We start from the raw sequence: 18,594 nt of genomic DNA, 5'->3' as shown, positions 1-18,594 counted from the left end.
TATTCCTCATTTCTCAAACAATTTTTTAATTTGCTGTGGCCTTGATCGTCACCTTAATGGTGGAAGGATCGAACGCCGTTACATTATTATCACTCGTGTCGAGTGTGACCGTCTTGGTTGAATTATTCTTGACGTCACTGACATCGACATCGACTGCCACGTTATCTAAATCTTTTAATTGCGAGGCACTCCCATACGCAGTAACTTTGGTCACGTTACTGGTTAGTTTATACGTCGTTCCGGACGAACCATTCTTCGCGTTCAGGTCTAAGCCGACCTTCTTACTCTCACCATCCGAAGTGATCGGCAGGTTCACGGTGGTCGTCGATGGCGTCAAAATGACGTTGACGGTCTTACCGCTACTGTCTAGGGCTTCAATCACGGCCTGACTATTTACGGTCTTCTTCGAGTTCTGCGGCACCGTTAACTGGGCCGTCACCTGCTTGATCCGTGAAATCTCATTAGCCGCTCCGGTCGCCTTGACGCTGGTAACATCGGAAGTTGCCTTGCCAGCAGAATAACCCGCCGCAATGTTTTGACTGTTGTAGCGAACCTTCACGGGGAAGGACACTGTCTTGCGGGGTTCAATATCCACCGTAATCTTAGCCGGTGAAATGCTCGACTCAATCTCGTGGTTCAGCCCCTCTTGGTGCAGTGTGACCCGATGTTTACCGACACCCAGATCGCTCAGGGCCGCATAGACCTTGAAATTCTGCGTGTTGGCCGTCGTTGTCACTAACGCCAGCGGCCCGCGTAAGGTCACTTTGACCTTCTGCGGATACCCCGTAACGAAGTACTTATTGCTGTTGACGTTGAGTTGTAAAGGGACCGACACCGTCATCGTCTTGGTCGCCGTCAATGATGTATTCGTATTAGAACTCGTTGACTGCGAATTATTAGACGACTTGGTGCTGTTCACGTAGAAGAATAACAGGATGGCTAAAATGAGGGCGAGAATGCGGTATAGCCACGTTGTGTAACGCTCGTTTTTCATCAGCGCCGCCCCCCTCTAAAGCGTTCATCAAACCAGTCTAACGCCTTAACTAGGACGTTACCGTTGTTGGCCGCTTCTTCATTGACTAACTCATCACGCAAGAACTTCAGGTAATCAGCCTGCGTTAACCCTCGTAAGAGCTCGTTGTTCTTGGTGATGGAGACTTCACCCGTTTCTTCTGAAATTACGATGGTCAAGGCGTCCGTCACTTCGGAGATCCCGACGGCTGCCCGGTGACGCGTTCCCAACTCCTTAGGAATCAGGTTGCTCTCAGACAGTGGAAGGTAGGCCGCAGCCACGGCAATTCGGTTATCCCGAATAATCACGGCGCCATCATGCAAAGGCGTGTTGGGGATAAAGATGTTGATCAGCAATTCACCGGTCAACTCCGCATCCAAATCGATCCCCGTCTCGATATAATCCTCGAGCCCGGTATCACGCTGAATGGTCATTAACGCCCCAATTCGTCGCTTGGACATGTACTGAATAGCCTTATCCAGGCCTTCGATCATGTGGTTAGCCGCCTCATTTTCATGACGGATTCGCACGAACAAGGAGCCCCGGCCCAAATGTTCCAGTCCGCGTCGAATCTCGGGCTGGAAGATGATAATAATGGCGATAACCCCCCAGTTGATAACCTGATCGACCAACCACGAAACTGTGTTGAGGCCAAGGTAAGCACTGACGAACTTCACCAGTAAAATCAAAATGACGCCCCGGAAGAGCTGAATAGCTTTGGTTCCCCGTAACATCACGATCAATTCATAAATGACAAACCAAACGACAAGAATGTCGAGTAGGTTGACTAGATTCCCTATTGTAAGGAGATTGCCCCAATCCAGGTTCATGACTTTCCCTCCAAATTGAATTCAGATTTCATTATAGCACGGCCCCGCTTACATTTCGCCCCGAATCCTCAGAAACGCCGGAATTAGCCGGTCATTGGTCGCAAAATTTACAGAAACGTTAAGCTCTACTTAAATCGACAATTTCACGAAAATATTTCGCTAATATTCTGGTAAACTAGAAGTCATATTCTGTTCGTTTTTAGCGCAAAGGCTGTAGAATAAGGGTAGATATTTCGTGAAAGGATTGGTGATGGCAATGAATCGGCGGGCCCGGTGGGAAATTCGAATATTCTTCGTGGCATGGCTGATTTTCCTATATTTCCGCGCCAAGGATCCCTTCTCTTTTCTGGTGCTGAACACCTTCCTGGGATACATCCCGATTGAGCTGAGCTTTCACCTGGGGAAGACGCGGCCCAAGAGCGCCTGGCTATTCTGGCCACTCTTGCTCCTGTGGCTCCTCTTCTATCCCAACGCCCCGTACCTGCTGACCGACCTGTTCCACCTGTCGCTCCTGCAGCCATACGCCTTAAGTGGCCTATTGCGGGTCACACCACACTTGTGGATCTACTTCACTTACATGATTATTAGCGCCATGAGCTGTACACTACTGGGCTTCTGGAGCCTTAACTACGTCAGCCAGGTCATCAGTCAACGGATTGCCAAGGGCAACGGCATCGCCCGCGTCGTCATCGTAGTCATCCTGACCTTCTTAACATCGGTGGGCCTCTATATTGGCCGGTTCTTACGGATCCACACCATTTACCTCTTTATCAATCCAGAGCAGTTCATCCGTCCCATCATGGACATGTGGACCAGCAACATGTGGATCTTCGTCGGGCTACTGACATTCATTCAGCTATTCTGTTATTGGATTCTGTACCTCGTTATGCACAACACGGCACAAAGTGAATTACCCGATTAAAGGTTCAGAGAGCGGAGCAAGCCGCTTAGATTCTGAGCATTAGGGAAATAGGAGGCTTCTGTTCGGCTACGCCGGACAGGAGTCTCTTATTTGTCTAAGCGGAAGAATCTGGCTTGCGTAGCTCGTTTCAGAAGCCGAAAGTTTCCGGATATGTTGGCGAAAACAAGTCTAATGCTTCAAATCCACATAGCCAGTAACAACTACGCCGGGCAGGAATCTGGCTAGTGGAACTCGTTTCGGAGGCCGCATATTTCCGGATATCTTGGCGAGCGTAAACCCAACGCTCCAAACCAGACCATCCAAAGTCAGCTTCTCACTACGCCCCTCCCAAAGATACACAAAAGGCCGCGTTCCACCGTGTCAAAGAAACCTGGGAAACGCAGCCTTACTTTTGAACAAAAATTATAGAAGACATAGTCGAACGACTAATTTTGAAATTGAAACTCAATCTAGCCGGAGGAGGTTGGGAATGCAGCCAGCCGTGTCGATGACCTTGGCTGACGTTTTCTGTCAGGTTAGGTCATGGGACGAGCTTGGAGACGTCCGACCCTGACGGCTTCAAGTCGAGGTTCAAGACCGCTTTNATGGGACGAGCTTGGAGACGTCCGACCCTGACGGCTTCAAGTCGAGGTTCAAGACCGCTTTACAGGCTTGGACCGGTCCCCACAGCAGGCGGAATTACTAACAGCCGCAGGCGACAATCTTCAATTCCCAGAATTAGCCTACTCGCCTTCCTCATCACTCAAGGACATCACCAACACATTTTCCGCGTAATTGACGTACTGCCGCAAATGCGTGGCCTTGGTCCAAGTGATGTTTCCAGCCTCTAACAGCGACTGAATCCCCGTCCGCTCGGCCCCTAACGCCCGCACCCGCAACTTATTGATCTGATGTTGATAATCATCGTTGTGATGTGGCAACGTGGCCGCTTTGGCCCGCTCGATACGGTTACGGTACTGGACGATCAGATGGTAAACGGCTTGGTTATCGAACTGGGTCTCATCAATGTCCGTCCGTGATAGGTATTCGGACAGCGCCTTGATGGCCGCCTTAGCCGTCTCACGCTCGATCAGATTATTCTCTGCGTGTAACCGGTCAGTATCTTCGGAGTGGACCCAGTAGGCCGCATCCCGCCAGAGATGTTTGAAGAAACGCCGCCAGTAGTTGATGACTCCGGGCATCGTATGCCCTGAGACCTGTGTCAACCGACCTTCCAGGTTTTCAATCCGCCGCAACGCGCCCACGTAGCTGGTCTGCGTGATTTTCTCACCCTGACGCAGTTCCTTTAACGTGGCCCGTTCACCGTCAATGGCCACCTGCCGTAATTTAATTTCGTCGTCCAACACTTTTTGCATCACCGTGTCGGCCCGATAACTCATTTCTAAGCGCCGAATGATGAACTGGTAGTCGAGAATCAAGTCGTAGGCCGCCCGCTGATTATTGGGCCGCCGCAGCTCCTCAATCTTGGAAATGGCTAAACGCATGATGTACGCGCGCGCCTCTTCCTCACTAATTTGCCGAACCGGATCTTCTGGGAACTCCTCTTCATCCTCGTCGTCTAAATTAATGTCATTAGCAATGTCATCACTGGCACTTGCCCGCGTCTGTAGCGGCTGCTTATCCGTCGAGATCAACGGCAACATGATTGTCGCCGCAATCAGACTGATAATGATCACCCCAGATGCCACGAAGAGCATCAATGCGCGCGCCGGAAAGCCGGCCCCACTGGCGATTACTGCCGGTACAGACAGGACACCGGCCATGGTAACGGCGCCTCGGACCCCGGAAAGCCCCGATAGAATGGCTGTCCGGAAGCCAGGCCGCTCGTCACTATGTTTGTGCGTCAGCCGTTGGAACAGGATATATCCGTACGTCCACAATGTCCGAATCGCGACCAGAATCACCCAAGCCATGAAGGCAAAGAACAGAGCTTGCCAGGTGTTAAATTGGCCACCCTTGATGACCTGCGAAGTCGCCACGGGAAGCTCGATTCCTAGGATCACGAACACGATCCCATTTAATGAATAGATAATAATATCCCAAACCTTTTCGGTCACGAGCTTTAGTTCTGGCGAATCCTCCACGATTCGACTCTCCCGAGCGTGGAAGAGCACCCCAGCCGTCACCACGGCGATAACGCCGGATGCGTGGGTGATCTCTTCGGTCACAAGGTAAATCACAAACGGGGTGGCAATCTGCAACACCGTATTAAAGATTACGTCGTCGATACCTTGGCGCCGCAAGATATCCATCAATAACTGGATAGCCGTCATGAAGATCAACCCGGATAAGAAGCCGACGATACTGATGTAGACGAAGTCGCCCACAGCCGTACCGACTGAGAAGGCCCCGGTCACCGTAGCCGCAATCGCATATTTAAAGGCAATCAGACCACTGGCATCGTTGATCAGACTTTCTCCACTGACCAAGTGCATCAGACTAGCTGGCAGCTTGACCTGCTTCGAAATCGACTGCACAGCCACGGGGTCGGTAGGCGACAAGATGGCTGCCAGCGCAAACGCTACGGTCAACGGCATCTTAGGAATCAGTTCATAGATCAGGAACCCACCCAACAGCGTGGTCAGAAAGACCAGCCAGATGGCATTTCCGAAAATCGGCCCCCGCAACCGCCACAGCTCTCGCTTGGGGAAGCGGCGACCATCGTTATATAGCAACGGCGCAATAAACAGAAGTAAAAACCAATCAGTCTCGAGTGGCACTTCAAATTGCCAGACTAACGCGACCATGAGGCCAAGGGCAATCTGAATCAAACTGACTGGAATAAACGTGAGGTAGTGACTGATAATATTCGAAAATAGGACGAGGACGATTAACAAAATCACTGCTTCAACTATAGGCACATAAGGTTCCCCCTTCTTTTCTTAGACTTATTTCGGTTCTTCACCAATGATCCGCACTTCAGTTTCAAGGTGGACTTGGTCTTCTTTCCAAATAACTTCTTGAATGTGGTGAATCAATTCCAGGTAGTCGGTCGCCGTAGCATGATCAATGTTCACGATAAAACCCGCATGCTTCGTTGAGACCTGAGCGCCGCCCCACTTGAGGCCCTGTAAGCCAGCTTCCTGAATCAATTGGCCCGTGTAGTGTCCCGTAGGCCGCTTGAACACACTCCCACATGAAGGGAGATCCAATGGCTGTTTAGCTGCCCGGCGCGCGTTTAAATCATCCATCGTCGCTTGAATGGCCGCGCCATCCCCAGGCTCCAACGTAAATGTCGCCGTTAAAATAATATCATGGTAATCTTGAACGGAACTGTGCCGGTAGCCAAAATCGAGTTCTTGGGCGTTCAACGTCCGAATCTCACCTTCAGGCGTCAAAACCTCGGCGGATGTCACCACTTCACTGATTTCACCACCGTAAGCGCCGGCGTTCATGAAGACGGCACCACCCACACTACCGGGAATCCCGGCGGCAAATTCAGTTCCCGTCAATGCATGTGCCTGCGCAACCTGGGTCGTCTTGATCATAGCCGCGCCAGATTCAGCGGTGACCGTGTTGTCAGTAACGGTGATGTTTGCCATCTTCGTTAAAATCATAACCAAGCCACGGATACCCCCGTCGCGCACGATGAGGTTGCTGGCATTTCCTACGACCGTCACCGGTAAGTTCTCCTGGTTGGCGTAGGCTAAAAGCGATTTGGTTTCTTGCACGTTGGTTGGAAAGGCCAGGTAATCCGCTGGTCCCCCTGTCTTCGTGTGCGTATAGTGAGCCAAGGGCTCGTTCCGCAAAATTTCAATCGCTGGAAATGCCGCTGTAATCTCTTCCATCATCATCAAATTCCCTTCGTTTCTCAAAAGTTTGTGATCGGTTTGACCTGTCACTGGCCAAACGAACAACAGTCATAGGGTTATTTTACCATGGAACCCCCTATCATCGCACGCCGCGTGCACTGATTCACGGAAAATGGCGTGAAAGATGAGAAGTCTTGGGTTGGCTTACTGAAAATCGCGTCGGCCACAATCCCCCTTTGGCGAGATCCACGTCAAGTCACAATAAGACCAACTGAGAAGCAACTCGCCAGTGACATTTAACATTGAATAACCATGTACAGCTGGAGGCAGACTGGGATGCAGCCGGCCGTGTCGATGGCGTTAGGACAGGCGTTAGCTTCCCCCGCCACTTCAAAATTGTGATGTATGTAGCGCCGTCACAGTAGCGACTACTACGAGCAGACAGTAACGTAGTCGCAGGTGGTCAGGGGCGGAACCGGCCGTGTCGATGGCGTTAGCGCGGGTGCTAGCCCCTTCCCGCGCTTACGGCATGGGATGACCTTGGAGACTCGCTGGGTTTGCGAGGCTTCAAGGCGAGGTGGAAGCCCGCACTTTGGCTGTAGCCGGTTCCCACAGCAGGTGGAGCCCCTGACCGCCGCAGACGAAGGCAACTTCACTGCAATTAATCGTTTCTGCGCGGGCGAAACGACACGATATGGGGATGGCATCTGGTATACTGGAAGGTAGCAGTTGGAGGTGCAGAGATGAAATTTATTTCATGGAACGTCAACGGCCTACGGGCTATTGTTAAAAAAGGATTTGTCGATACATTTAAGGAAATGGACGCCGACTTCTTTGGCATCCAAGAAACCAAGTTGCAGGAGGGCCAGATTGACCTCGACCTGCCCGGTTACTACCAATACTGGAACTATGCTGAACGTAAAGGCTATTCCGGAACGGCCTTATTTACCAAACACAAGCCGTTAAATGTCATCTACGGTATCGAATCACCAGACTTCGATCACGAGGGCCGAACGATTACCCTAGAATACCCCGACTTTTACGTGCTGACCTGCTACACACCGAATTCTGGAAGTGGCCTCAAACGACTCGACTTTCGAATGGGCTGGGAAAAGGCTTTTCTCGAATTCGTTAACCAATTGAACGCCAAGAAACCCGTCATCTTCTGTGGTGACCTGAACGTGGCTCACACGGAAATCGACCTGAAGAATCCTAAAACGAATCACAAGAACGCCGGCTTTACCGATGACGAACGGGAGAAATTCACGGCCCTCCTCGCCGCCGGTTACACCGATACCTTCCGCTACTTCAATCCGGACGCCACTGAACGCTACTCCTGGTGGAGCTACCGGTTCCACGCCCGTGACAACAACGCCGGGTGGCGGATCGATTATTTTGTCACCAGCGAGCGCTTGCAAGACCACTTAAAAGACGCTAAAATACTAGACCAAGTCATGGGTTCCGACCATTGTCCGGTGGAACTCGACGTTGACGGCCTGACCGTCTAAATTCACTCTGAAGGGATGATGCACTTTTGAATTTCGTTGCAATGGACTTTGAAACGGCCAGCGGTAAACGCTATAGCGCCTGTTCACTTGCGCTAACCATCGTACGTAACAGCCAGGTCGTCGATGAATTCTACTCACTGATCAAACCCGATACCGACTTTTTCTGGCGGAATGTTCAGATTCACGGGATTCACGAACGTGACGTTGCCAACGCCCCCGCTTTTCCAGAAGTCTGGGAACACGTGGCCCCCTTCTTCCAACGCGATCGGTTGGTAATCGCCCACAACGCTCCGTTTGACAACGGTGTGCTGCGTAGCACTCTGGAACACTACAGCTTACAGACCCCACGTTACCTGACGTTGGACACGGTCAAGACCAGTCGGAAGTTCTTCCCAGAATTTCCCAATCACAAGCTGAACACAGTCTGTGATGAACTGGGCATCGACCTCCATCACCACCACAATGCGTTGGACGATAGCTTGGCTTGCGCCAACATTCTGTTGTACGAGGCCAATCACTTCGGTACACAGCCGTTGAAGAATTTCGTGACGGTAAACGCCTAGCACTTGGGTGTTGTCCAACTCGTAGCCCATTTCGGGTTAAATTTACCCGATACTATTACTAATGTAAAGAAACAGGACTTTTGTCTCATTTTTTTGATAAAACATTTTTTCGCTAACTCTATAGTTCGCCAAAAGCCTTATGAACATTGACTTTGGCAGTTCGTAAAGAAATAATCTAACCAACACGAAAAGACACTGACCAGGATTCTGATCGGTGCCTTTTTTACTGATTAATTTAACTGGTACACCATCTCAACGGCTTGAACGTGCTCGCCGTCATCGTCGGTCACCGTCTCCGGTGGCGTCTGCGTGCGGGTAAAGCCCATCTTTTCGTAGAGCTTCACTGCAGGGACGTTTCGTGTCTGCACGATCAGCCCAATTGCCTGCAAGTCACTCGCCGTATCCGCCCAGTAGAGAGCCTCATCGACCAGTGCCGTGCCGATACCCAGGTGCCAATACTTTTTCTCAACGGCGATACCCAACTCACCCACATTACCTTGCGGCGTGGGTGAGATTGATAGCACACCCAGCAACTGGTCGCCCAGACTCGCCACTAGCAACAAGTGCACCGGACTCTCCTTGATCTGTTCCAACTGGTCAGCTTCCTGCGCCGCACTGATGGGATCATCAGCATCGGCCAAACTAAAGGTGTCACTCTCTCGTTGCAAACGTCCCAGCAATGCCAGCAAAGCCTTTGCGTCAGTTGCATTCGGCAAGCGAATGGCCACTTCATCACTCATTGGTGCCGTCCTCCAGTTGTTTCACTAATTTTTCAAAATGGGCCCCACGGGGTTCAAACCGCAACGTCCGCTGATTTTCGCCAGCTTCATCATCACGCTTAAACACGATGCGTAGGTAATCTTCGGGGAGTTCATCCGCAATAAATTTCGACCACTCGACCACGTTAACCCCGTCACCATTGAAATATTCATCGAGGCCCAGTTCATCGCCACCGCCCTCTTCCAAGCGGTAGACATCCATATGGTAGAGCGGAATCCGCCCACCCTGATACTCACGAATGATGGTAAACGTTGGACTCTTCACGTTACGTGTGATGCCCAAGCCAGCCGCCAGCCCCTTGGTAAAGGTCGTTTTGCCGGCACCGAGGTCCCCATCGAGTAAAATGACATCGCGCGGTTGTAAGTCCGGTGCCAGTTGTTGCCCAAGCGCCATCGTGGCTTCGGGACTTGTGACCGTTACTTCATACATTGTCTCTTTCCCCTTTTACTTTAAACTAAATTTGAACTGTCTTAAACCATAGTCGCCCCCGAATGCTCCGGAACGACTCACATTACAAATAATACCCGGACTGCTTAAAAATAGCAATCCGGGTACCTTATTGTCGATTTAATTGATGTTTAGTCCAGTGATTGTGCGGCCGTGATGATGGCTACCTTGTAGACATCCTCTTCGTTACAACCCCGTGATAAGTCAGAAACTGGCTTGTTCAAGCCTTGCAGGATTGGTCCAATGGCTTCAAAACCACCGAAACGTTGCGCAATCTTGTAGCCAATGTTCCCGGATTGTAATTCTGGGAAGACAAAGACGTTGGCGTGACCCGCAACCTTGGAGTCTGGTGCCTTCTGTGCAGCCACACTTGGTACGAAGGATGCATCGAATTGCAATTCCCCGTCGACGGCCAAATCTGGTGCCGTTTCGTGAGCAATCTTCGTGGCCTCTTGTACCTTGGTAACCATGTCACCCTTGGCAGAGCCCTTGGTGGAGAAGCTTAACAAGGCAACCTTAGGATCGATGTCGAAGACTTTGGCGGTATGGGCACTTTCGATAGCCACTTCGGCCATTCCCGGTGCATCAAGCTCGATGTTGATGGCACAGTCAGCGAAGACGTAACGTTCTTCACCCTTTTGCATGATGAAGGCCCCACTGATCCGCTTAACACCTGGCTTCGTCTTAATAATTTGTAAGGCAGGCCGAACGGTATCACCGGTGGCGTGAATAGCACCAGAAACCATCCCATCTGCTTGGCCCATGTAAACCATCATGGTCCCGATGTAGTTTGGATCTTCCAACATCTTAGCGGCTTGTTCCGGCGTGTTCTTGCCCTTACGCCGGTCGACTAAGGCGTCGAGCATGGCCTTGTGTTGGTCTGCTGGAATCGCTGCTGGGTCTAAAATTGTCAAAGGTTCTAAATCAATGGCATTGTTAATCGCCGTATTTTGAATTTCACTCTGATTACCTAAGACAACGGCTTTAATCAGACCATCAGCGGCCAAACGACTCGCTGCGCCTAATACCCGAACGTCTGCGCCTTCTGGAAATACAATGGTTTTGTTTTGTCCGTTGATCTTTTGTTTAAGACTATCAAAAAGTTCCATAGATGATGACCTCCATAAAATATCCCACGAATCAATTCTGTGCCTATGCTTGTTGGTTGGTTGCGGTGTTGGGCCCGTCGTCAGCGGCCACGTGTTCCGGTAACTGCCAATCGATGGGCGTCTCACCCAATGATGTTAATGCGATGTTGGTCTTGGAAAATGGCTTGGACCCGAAGAATCCACGGTAAGCCGACAAGGGACTGGGATGCGGTGCTTGCAAGACAATGTTGGTCTTGGTATCGATCAACTTGATCTTAGAGCGCGCCGCCCCACCCCACAGGATGAAGACGACCGGTTCCGGTCGCGCGGACAGCTTGGAAATCGCCGCATCAGTCAGCCGTTCCCAGCCGTGTCCCTGGTGCGAGAAAGCTTTACCATACCGCACGGTCAACACGGAGTTCAAGAGGAGCACACCTTGCTTGGCCCACTTCTCCAGGTACCCGTGATTTACCGGCTGAATACCCAAATCATCCTGCAGTTCCTTATAAATATTCTGTAACGATGGTGGTAACGGCGTCCCCGGTAAGACCGAGAAGCTACAACCGTGAGCCTGCCCAGGGTTATGGTAAGGGTCTTGCCCCAAGATAACCACTTTGACCTTGCTAAACGGCGTCCACTCGAACGCGGTAAATATATGGTACATGTCCGGATAGATCTCGTAATGCTGGTACTCCGAGACTAAGAACTGGCGTAATTGTTGATAATATTCCTGTTCAAACTCGGGCTCCAGAACCGGCCACCAATCATTATGAATAAACGGTTTCATTCCCAACACCTCACGCTTTTATTCTATCATAACCGCGCGGTAAATGATATTGTCGAACGTGACCGGCAAAACATGTTAGAATGAGAATAACTAAAATTGGAGAACTTGGCTGGCATTGGACAGCGCCTTGCCAATTTGTGTCTCGATTTTATTCAGTTTGGGATTTCGTAACCCCCTATCTTAAATCGGTGCCCATTTCAGATACAACTATCGCTCTTCAATTATTTCCATTCGCCCGCTAAAGTCGCTATACTTTTGCCAAAGGAGGTTCCTATGCGTAAACTTTATCTTAATCAAGCCGCTCTGTCGGCTAAAGCTACCACGGTCATTCGTGACGCGGATAATGAGTCACGCTACCTCCTTGTTGGGAAGTGGGGACTGCGCGCAGATGTACTATCCGTGTACACGATTAGTGGGGCACTGGAAGCCGAGGTCAAACAAGAAACCTTAGGCTTGCTGCCTAAATTCCGGTTGCTCTATCACCGACAGATGGTTGGCCGGGTCAGTAAAACCTTGGGCGTCATACGCGAGGTACTCTTCGTCCGTGGCCTGAACTGGGTCATCATGGGCAACATCAACAGTGGCCACTTCAGCATCACCCACGGTCGTGAGAGTGTCGCCAGCATCGACCGAGTCAACCAATCCGGTGGCGGAACAATCGAACTAACGGTGGATCAAGAAGATCACGAAGCGCTGGTCATCTGCCTGGCATCGATCCTCGACCGCTGGGGTAAGAAGTCCCAAGGGTCCGCAATCCCGGCTAAACCAATCTGGGCCCCGCACGCCTTGCCAACTGGTGGTGTAACGCCCTTCATCGACGAATCGAAGAAGTCTAACTTGGAAGACCATTCACAAGACTAATTGCTAAAAAGAGTCTGGAGAATTTTCCAGACTCTTTTTTTCACGCCAATGTAACTAGTCACGTTGCACGCCACAAACTAGCTTGCTGACTATCAACATTAGGCGCTTCTTCTATTCTGCAATAACCAATTTTTTATTGGCGGTCACGTATTTACCATTGGTCAACACGAAGCGGGTGGTCTGCCGGTATTTCACGATTTTTTTCACCTTCAGGACCTGGCCCCTTCGGTAATGCACTGCTTTGCCAGTTAAGGCAGCCTTGCTGTAACCGTTAATCCCCTTCGCGTTAATCACCCTGATCTGCGTTTGTTTCTTAGCATAGTAGACCGAACTCACATAGTTCTTCTTGGCTGTGATGTAGCCGGTCTTCCCCGCCGTCTTACTGTGATGGTTCACATCCCGGACCTTGTAGCGCTTGTTGCCGGCCTTGGAGGTTGCATAGCCCGTCACCACGAACATGGGGCGCTGGGTCCGTGATTTCTTGGTGTAATACATTTGCCGAGAGCTGTCGCTAAAGTTCTTGGTCCGATACAGGCCAATCTTCTTGGTGGCATAAACGACACCTCTCACGGGAACGACCGTTGCGCCACCTCCACCAGTCACCAGATCTGGCTCATAGTGGAAGGTCACCGTCTGTGCGAACTTGGAGAACGTCCCACTAACCTGCCCCTCGGCCTTAGCTAACTTATAGCCGTCAAAGGCCAGCTGCTCAACCGTATACGCTGCCCCTAGCTTGCCAGTCAAGGTCTGCTCCGCGGCGAGTGGCTTGCCTCGCTCGTCTAAGTAGCGCACGGTAACCGGCGCAGCCGTATCATCCGGTGTCACTGGCGGCAAGATAACCCGCTCAACCGGCTCCCAGACGTAGGTTTCGACCGTCGTTGGTCGGTCGGCACCTGCCATATATTGTGCGGTGACGTCATCTCCCTTGGCAAATTTTTCACCCCAAGGATTCTGGGTCGTACCATCCGCAACCGCCTGCCACAGCCCCGTGTACCGCTCGTCGGCCTTAGCATCTCTCAAATAAGGACTCCCTCTAAAAAACGTGGCCGGCCCCAGCGTTAGCTCCGATAAATTGCTGGCGTTGGAGAACATATAGCTCGAACTAGAGCTAATTGGCGGCGCAAATTTCGGTAGCTTTATGGTCTGTACGCCAGATGAACCGAAGACAAACATCGCGCTCACAAGATTAGCGAAAGTGCCCGCCGCAAAATCAACAGTCTTAAGCGCTTGGTCCCCATTGAACATTGACGTCATCGTCCGCACTTGCCCCGTATCGAAGTGGCTAACGTCGACCTGGCTTAGCTGCGGTTGCCCGTAGAATAGCCAATCCAGACTGGTCACTTGAGAGGTGTCAAACCCACTCACATCAATCGACGTCACCTGACCATCAAAACCACTTACCGCAAACATCCCCGAGAGGTTCGTGGTCTGACTGGTATCGAGTTGATTCAAGCCCTTGTAAGCGGTAACATTTCTAAACTGCCGAAATAACCCGGTGGCGTCCTTGGGCGCGCTCACCTTACCATCCAAAACGACGGTGGTCACCAGGTCAGCAGCTGCTTGCGTCGTGGCCATCGTTGGTGTGCCACCCTGCGCAAGCACAATTTGCGTTGCCATTTGCCCGGTATTGGTAATCAGATTATCCGGCTCTCCCAGCTGACCAGCGCCTAAATGAAGGGTTCCATCGGCAGTCAACGCCCAGGCCACTTCACCATACTGACCACTAGCTAGGCTGTCTGCCTTTACCGCTGCGGCCTGAGCCACGGGAGCGCCAGTTCCTGTTGCTAAGAGACTGAGCGGCTGGCCAACGCCTAAAGCAAGGGCTACTAATAGAATACTAACTGACTTTTTCACGATAGTTCCTCCTCCCCGTTGGCTAGAAAGTGGTGCACTGTCGACTCAAAGCTGTAAAATGTTTATTCATTCAATCATTTCACCAATCATATGATAACACGGCCATTAAGTTATTCAAACGATTAGGTCTCACTATTTTTCACTTGTGAAATTCATTCAACTAGCTAGCATCAACCACCACGTCCACAGGCCCTACACCATCCCCCAACAATTCACAACTCATGGCGTTTAAAAGAGGCCACTCACCGGCGGCCTCCACGTAAACTTAATCTATTGTGAAATAACTAATTTCTTGTTAGCGGTTACATATTGGCCGTTCGTCAGTACAAATCGGGTCGTCTTACGATACTTGACGATTTTTTTGACCCGCAACCGTTGGCCTTGACGATAGTGTTGCTGCTTACCCTTCAGGGATTTTTGCCGATAGCCGTTCACACCTTTCGGATTGATCACCCGTACCTTAACCTGCTTCGTCGCATAGTAAACAGGAACCGTATAGTGGCGATTAGCCGTAAGGTATCCCATCTTACCAGCCGTCTTGGACTGGTGATTAACATCGCGGACCTTATAGCGGAGTTGACCGGTCTTGCTAGTCGCGTATCCGGTGACCACAAACATCGGGCGAGCATGCCGTTTCTGTTTAGGATACCAGTGGTGCCGAGTTGGCGTGCTGAAGTTCTTGGTGCGATACAGGCCAACTTTCTTGGTTGCGTATACCACAGTGGCCAGTGGCGCAATGCCATCCCCATCCCCGCCAGTGACGAGATCAGGCACATAGTGGAAAACGACACGCTGCGCCGTTGCTTTAAACGTCCCCGTTGGCTGGCCAACAGTCCGCTTCAACTTGTATCCCGAGAAGCTTCGCGTTGCTGCCTGATAGGTCGCGCCGAGTGCCCCCGTTAAGGTCACGTCATCCGCTAGGCGTTGTCCACGCTCATCCAAATACTGAACGGTCACCGGCTGAGATGTTTCAACCGGCGGCGTTATTGGCGGCGGTGTCACGGGTGGCGGCGTGACCGGTGGCAGCACCCGATCGACTGGCTCCCAGACGTACGTGTCTGGTTCCGTTAACACCAGTGTGGAATCCCGCCTGCCAATTTGAGAACCCGTATCGAACTTTTCGCCGAGTGGATTCACCACGGTTCCCTCACCAACAATTTGCCATTTGCCGGTATAGGTCTCGTTCTTGGGTGGATCGGTCACGTTATAGAACTTTCCTTGTTGCGCACGAGGTCCCAAGGTTAACTGCCGCAGACTTTTCGAACCATACAAGACGGACCCAGCGTTACTCAGTGGATCAAACACAGGCAGGTTCAGAACCTCAACACCTGAATCCGAAATCATCTGCGCCGCACTGGTCGTCGCCGCGAACGTTGCCTTTTCCAGATTAATGACCTTTAACGCATGGGTACTCGCCAGCATCACGTTAGCCGCCGTCACCTTGTCCGTAATGAAGTTCGACACATCCAGCTCCTGTAGCCGGGAATTGGAGGCAAACATACCGACCATGTTCGTTGCCTGACGCGTATCGAGCTGAGAAACATCCATTGTGGTCACATAAAAGTTTTCCGTAAACATATAGCTCATATTAGTCGTACGACTGGTATTGAGACGCGTTAACCCCACGTATTCCGTGACTCTTTTCAAACGAGCAAACGTGTGACTCGCATCCACGGCTGCCACAACATCGCCGTCAAAAATAACGCGCGTAATCTTTTCTGTCACTTTACTGAGCTCATTCAGTGATAAATTGGGGTCGTTGTAATAGGCGCGGGCGACGGCTTGTAAGAGTTGTCCCCGCCCTGAATCTCCGGGCGTTACCTCGTGTTCCGGAAACTGCCCAGCGCCTAAATGTAAATCACCTTGGTCAGTCAAGTAAAAATTGACCGTACCAAATTTTCCTTGCGTCACAATCGCGGCGTTGGCGACCTTTTCATCATTATCCTTGTTTGTAGTGGGCGTGCGCCCCATGTTAGACTCGGCAAACGCTGTCTGATTGGGAACTGCGGCGGTCACGACTGGCGCGCCCATTCCCAATAATAATCCCGTCACTAATAACATCGTTAGGCTCCGCATCATTGTTCCCCCTTAACTTTTACCTGATGGTGGCGGTCTTGCTAAATTATCTAATCACAGGATAGCATGGTTGATCTCCACCGGACAAGCAACGACCACCGGGGAACGCAAATCTCGAAGAAAGCCATAAAAAAGCTGCAGAACCAAGTCCTGCAGCCGTTTTCCCTTACTCAGCGATAACCAATTTTTTGTTGGCAGTAACATACTTGCCGTTGGTTAACTGGAACCGCGTCGTTTTATTAAATTTCACAATCTTTCGAATTTTGAGTTTTTGACCAGACTTGTAGTGATTCTTTTTAGTCTTTAAGGATTTCTGCTGATAAGCATTAATCCCCTTCGCGTTGATCACCTTAATTGCCTTGGCCTTCGAGGCATAGTAAACGGGCGAGACATAGGCGTGCTTGGCCGTCATGTAGCCGGTCTTCCCCGCTGTCTTGGAATTGTGATTGACGTCCTTGACCTTGTACCGCAAATTTCCCTTCTTAGAGGTTGCAAACCCGGTTACCACAAACATCGGTCGGTTCGTCCGCTTGGTCTTAGCATACCAATGCTTGAGCGACTGCTTCGAAAAGTTTTTGGTCTTATACAGCCCAACCTTCTTCGTCGCGTAGACCACGCCGGCCATAGGAGCAATTGCCGCAGCGTCCCCACCGGAGACTACGTTCGGTGCATAGTGGAAGGTCACCGTTTGGGCCTGCTGACTAAAGGTCCCATTGGCTTGACCGACCGTCTTGACCAACTTGTAGCCGCTAAAGGCCCGTTGATCAGCTGTGTAGGTTGCTCCCAATTGGCCAGTCAACGTCACGTCATCCGCTAGTCGCTGCCCATTCTCGTCCACATATTGAACGGTGACGGGTTGAACATTTTCGCTCGGCGTAACTGGCGGCGTGACCGGTGGTGTCGTTGGTTCGATGACCCGGTTGATCGGCTCCCAAACGTAGGTTTCCACGCTCTTAGGGTTGTCCGTCCCGTTGTAGAGGTTTGTGATATCATCTCCAGTCGCGTACTTGGCTCCCAGCGGATTGCCGATTGTGCCATCGCCAACGGCTTCCCAGACGCCGGTAAAGTCGTCTGGCATGTTCTGCCGCGGCGTGTTCAGGCTAATGGTCCCCTTGAAGTGCGCACCCGGACCTAACGTCAGTGTTGTGACGATTGTCGTCCCGTAGAACATACTGCCTCCAGTAAATTTAGCGGCCGGTGCGAACTGTGGCAATTTAACCACTTGCGCCCCACTACTGAGAAACATATACATCGCACTAGTCAAACTATTAAAGCTTCCTTTAGCGAAGTTAACCTCTTGCAAGCTTCTCGTCTGGTAAAACATGTCCGTAGTCGTTGTAACTTTATCCATGTTAAAATTCGACACATCCAGATTCTCGACGGATTTCTGGCCATAAAACATGAACTGCATTGCGGTCACGTTTGCTGTATCGAAGTGGGAAACATCAATGTCGGTCGTCACAGAATCTACATTACTAGCCTGAAACATCCCGTTCATCGTAGTTGCTTGACTCGTATCCAATCGGCCCAAATGTTCATAGGCAGTCACGTCACGTAACTGGGCAAAGAGGTAACTGGCATCTGCAGGTGTCTTCACCGCACCATCCAAAACGACCTTGGTGACTTGGTCGGCTGCCGCCTGTGCCTGAGCACTTGTGGGTGTCGTAACACCGTCCTCGGCCGTTGCAATTTGCGCGGCCAATTGACCAACTTGGACCGGTAAACTAGTGTCTTCACCCAATGTTCCAGCGCCCAAGTGCAGTTCACCACTCGCAGTCAAATACCAGTCAACTGACCCGTAACGACCGGCTGCCAAGTTATCCGCCTTAGTCGCGTCGGCCGCCTTAGCCGTTGCCGGAGTGGCTACTACTGTCGACCCATCTGCCAGGGCCGTGACCGGCGCCGCGGCGATACCCAAGGCCAAACTTAGCAATAGCAGATTAACTTTCAGATTCATTTTAAACTCCCCCTTGATGTGCTCCCCCTAGTCAAGTACACGGGTGCTTTCTTGCTTTTTATCATACCATCGTCAACTATCTAATGAAACATATTTTTGTAACAGTTAACGTTTTATGTCCGAATGTATCCGTAGCTTACTATTTTTACTAGTGTTT

General features: G+C 51.0%; 15 protein-coding genes. 4 read left to right on the top strand and 11 right to left on the bottom strand.

All coding sequences use genetic code 11. From position 1 onward, the window contains the following. Positions 1–25 precede the first annotated feature (25 nt). Both FD07_RS03975 and cdaA read right to left on the bottom strand, forming a co-directional pair. Positions 26–994: a CdaR family protein gene (locus FD07_RS03975; RefSeq protein ID WP_020088247.1), complete on the bottom strand. Its 969-nt coding sequence runs from the start codon at positions 992–994 to the stop codon at positions 26–28. Beyond that, positions 994–1,842, bottom strand: a complete 849-nt coding sequence (cdaA, locus tag FD07_RS03970) for a diadenylate cyclase CdaA (RefSeq protein ID WP_020088246.1) — start codon at positions 1,840–1,842, stop codon at positions 994–996. The genes FD07_RS03975 and cdaA overlap by 1 nt, the downstream gene beginning before the upstream one ends. A gap of 250 nt (positions 1,843–2,092) precedes the next feature. Here cdaA and FD07_RS03965 point away from each other — a divergent pair, with 250 nt between their 5' ends. Next, positions 2,093–2,764 carry a DUF1361 domain-containing protein gene (locus tag FD07_RS03965; RefSeq protein WP_020088245.1) on the top strand — a complete coding sequence of 224 codons (672 nt, stop codon included), beginning with the start codon at positions 2,093–2,095 and terminating at the stop codon, positions 2,762–2,764. Positions 2,765–3,486: 722 nt separating this feature from the next. Here the strand turns inward: FD07_RS03965 and FD07_RS03960 are convergent. Both FD07_RS03960 and murB read right to left on the bottom strand, forming a co-directional pair. Then, positions 3,487–5,625, bottom strand: a complete 2,139-nt coding sequence (locus tag FD07_RS03960; RefSeq protein ID WP_020088244.1) for a cation:proton antiporter — start codon at positions 5,623–5,625, stop codon at positions 3,487–3,489. Positions 5,626–5,652: 27 nt separating this feature from the next. Then, positions 5,653–6,558, bottom strand: coding sequence for a UDP-N-acetylmuramate dehydrogenase (gene murB / locus FD07_RS03955; protein WP_020088243.1), 906 nt, complete (start codon positions 6,556–6,558; stop codon positions 5,653–5,655). 701 nt (positions 6,559–7,259) lie between these two features. Here murB and FD07_RS03950 point away from each other — a divergent pair. Continuing rightward, on the top strand, positions 7,260–8,024 hold the full coding sequence (locus FD07_RS03950) for an exodeoxyribonuclease III (RefSeq protein WP_020088242.1): 765 nt from the start codon (positions 7,260–7,262) through the stop codon (positions 8,022–8,024). A gap of 26 nt (positions 8,025–8,050) precedes the next feature. Further along, positions 8,051–8,587, top strand: coding sequence for a 3'-5' exonuclease (locus FD07_RS03945; RefSeq protein ID WP_020088241.1), 537 nt, complete (start codon positions 8,051–8,053; stop codon positions 8,585–8,587). A 230-nt stretch (positions 8,588–8,817) separates the two neighbouring features. Here the strand turns inward: FD07_RS03945 and FD07_RS03940 are convergent, their stop codons facing one another. The 4 genes from FD07_RS03940 to FD07_RS03925 all read right to left on the bottom strand — a co-directional run bounded on the left by FD07_RS03940 (position 8,818) and on the right by FD07_RS03925 (position 11,689). Further along, entirely contained in the window at positions 8,818–9,327 is a 510-nt protein-coding gene (locus FD07_RS03940; protein ID WP_020088240.1) for a GNAT family N-acetyltransferase, read from the bottom strand. Further along, positions 9,320–9,796, bottom strand: coding sequence for a tRNA (adenosine(37)-N6)-threonylcarbamoyltransferase complex ATPase subunit type 1 TsaE (tsaE, locus tag FD07_RS03935; protein ID WP_020088239.1), 477 nt, complete (start codon positions 9,794–9,796; stop codon positions 9,320–9,322). The genes FD07_RS03940 and tsaE overlap by 8 nt, the downstream gene beginning before the upstream one ends. Before the next feature lie 149 nt (positions 9,797–9,945). After that, positions 9,946–10,923, bottom strand: coding sequence for a phosphate acetyltransferase (gene pta, locus FD07_RS03930; protein WP_020088238.1), 978 nt, complete (start codon positions 10,921–10,923; stop codon positions 9,946–9,948). A gap of 43 nt (positions 10,924–10,966) precedes the next feature. Then, complete coding sequence (locus tag FD07_RS03925) at positions 10,967–11,689, bottom strand: uracil-DNA glycosylase (protein ID WP_020088237.1); 723 nt, start codon at positions 11,687–11,689, stop codon at positions 10,967–10,969. 273 nt (positions 11,690–11,962) lie between these two features. Here FD07_RS03925 and FD07_RS03920 point away from each other — a divergent pair, with 273 nt between their 5' ends. Next, on the top strand, positions 11,963–12,550 hold the full coding sequence (locus FD07_RS03920) for an LURP-one-related/scramblase family protein (protein ID WP_020088236.1): 588 nt from the start codon (positions 11,963–11,965) through the stop codon (positions 12,548–12,550). 111 nt (positions 12,551–12,661) lie between these two features. Here FD07_RS03920 and FD07_RS03915 read toward each other — a convergent pair whose 3' ends face one another. The 3 genes from FD07_RS03915 to FD07_RS03905 all read right to left on the bottom strand — a co-directional run bounded on the left by FD07_RS03915 (position 12,662) and on the right by FD07_RS03905 (position 18,437). Continuing rightward, positions 12,662–14,404: a MucBP domain-containing protein gene (locus FD07_RS03915; protein ID WP_020088235.1), complete on the bottom strand. Its 1,743-nt coding sequence runs from the start codon at positions 14,402–14,404 to the stop codon at positions 12,662–12,664. A 270-nt stretch (positions 14,405–14,674) separates the two neighbouring features. Further along, entirely contained in the window at positions 14,675–16,480 is a 1,806-nt protein-coding gene (locus tag FD07_RS03910) for a DUF5776 domain-containing protein (RefSeq protein ID WP_020088234.1), read from the bottom strand. Between the two features lie 166 nt (positions 16,481–16,646). Next, a complete protein-coding gene (locus FD07_RS03905; protein WP_020088233.1) occupies positions 16,647–18,437 on the bottom strand; it encodes a MucBP domain-containing protein in 1,791 nt (596 codons plus the stop codon). Positions 18,438–18,594: the final 157 nt, after the last annotated feature.

This window comes from Levilactobacillus parabrevis ATCC 53295 (assembly GCF_001434055.1).
Classification (GTDB): Bacteria; Bacillota; Bacilli; order Lactobacillales; family Lactobacillaceae; genus Levilactobacillus; species Levilactobacillus parabrevis.
Note: the sequence above shows the minus strand (reverse complement) of the source record. Positions and strands in the feature narration are given on the sequence as shown.

Coding starts and splice junctions, on each gene's coding strand:
- FD07_RS03975 (WP_020088247.1), bottom strand. CDS start 994: ATGAAAAACGAGCGTTACACAACGTGGCTATACCGCATTCTCGCCCTC.
- cdaA (WP_020088246.1), bottom strand. CDS start 1,842: ATGAACCTGGATTGGGGCAATCTCCTTACAATAGGGAATCTAGTCAAC.
- FD07_RS03965 (WP_020088245.1), top strand. CDS start 2,093: ATGGCAATGAATCGGCGGGCCCGGTGGGAAATTCGAATATTCTTCGTG.
- murB (WP_020088243.1), bottom strand. CDS start 6,558: ATGATGATGGAAGAGATTACAGCGGCATTTCCAGCGATTGAAATTTTG.
- FD07_RS03950 (WP_020088242.1), top strand. CDS start 7,260: ATGAAATTTATTTCATGGAACGTCAACGGCCTACGGGCTATTGTTAAA.
- FD07_RS03940 (WP_020088240.1), bottom strand. CDS start 9,327: ATGAGTGATGAAGTGGCCATTCGCTTGCCGAATGCAACTGACGCAAAG.
- tsaE (WP_020088239.1), bottom strand. CDS start 9,796: ATGTATGAAGTAACGGTCACAAGTCCCGAAGCCACGATGGCGCTTGGG.
- pta (WP_020088238.1), bottom strand. CDS start 10,923: ATGGAACTTTTTGATAGTCTTAAACAAAAGATCAACGGACAAAACAAA.
- FD07_RS03925 (WP_020088237.1), bottom strand. CDS start 11,689: ATGAAACCGTTTATTCATAATGATTGGTGGCCGGTTCTGGAGCCCGAG.
- FD07_RS03920 (WP_020088236.1), top strand. CDS start 11,963: ATGCGTAAACTTTATCTTAATCAAGCCGCTCTGTCGGCTAAAGCTACC.
- FD07_RS03910 (WP_020088234.1), bottom strand. CDS start 16,480: ATGCGGAGCCTAACGATGTTATTAGTGACGGGATTATTATTGGGAATG.
- FD07_RS03905 (WP_020088233.1), bottom strand. CDS start 18,437: ATGAATCTGAAAGTTAATCTGCTATTGCTAAGTTTGGCCTTGGGTATC.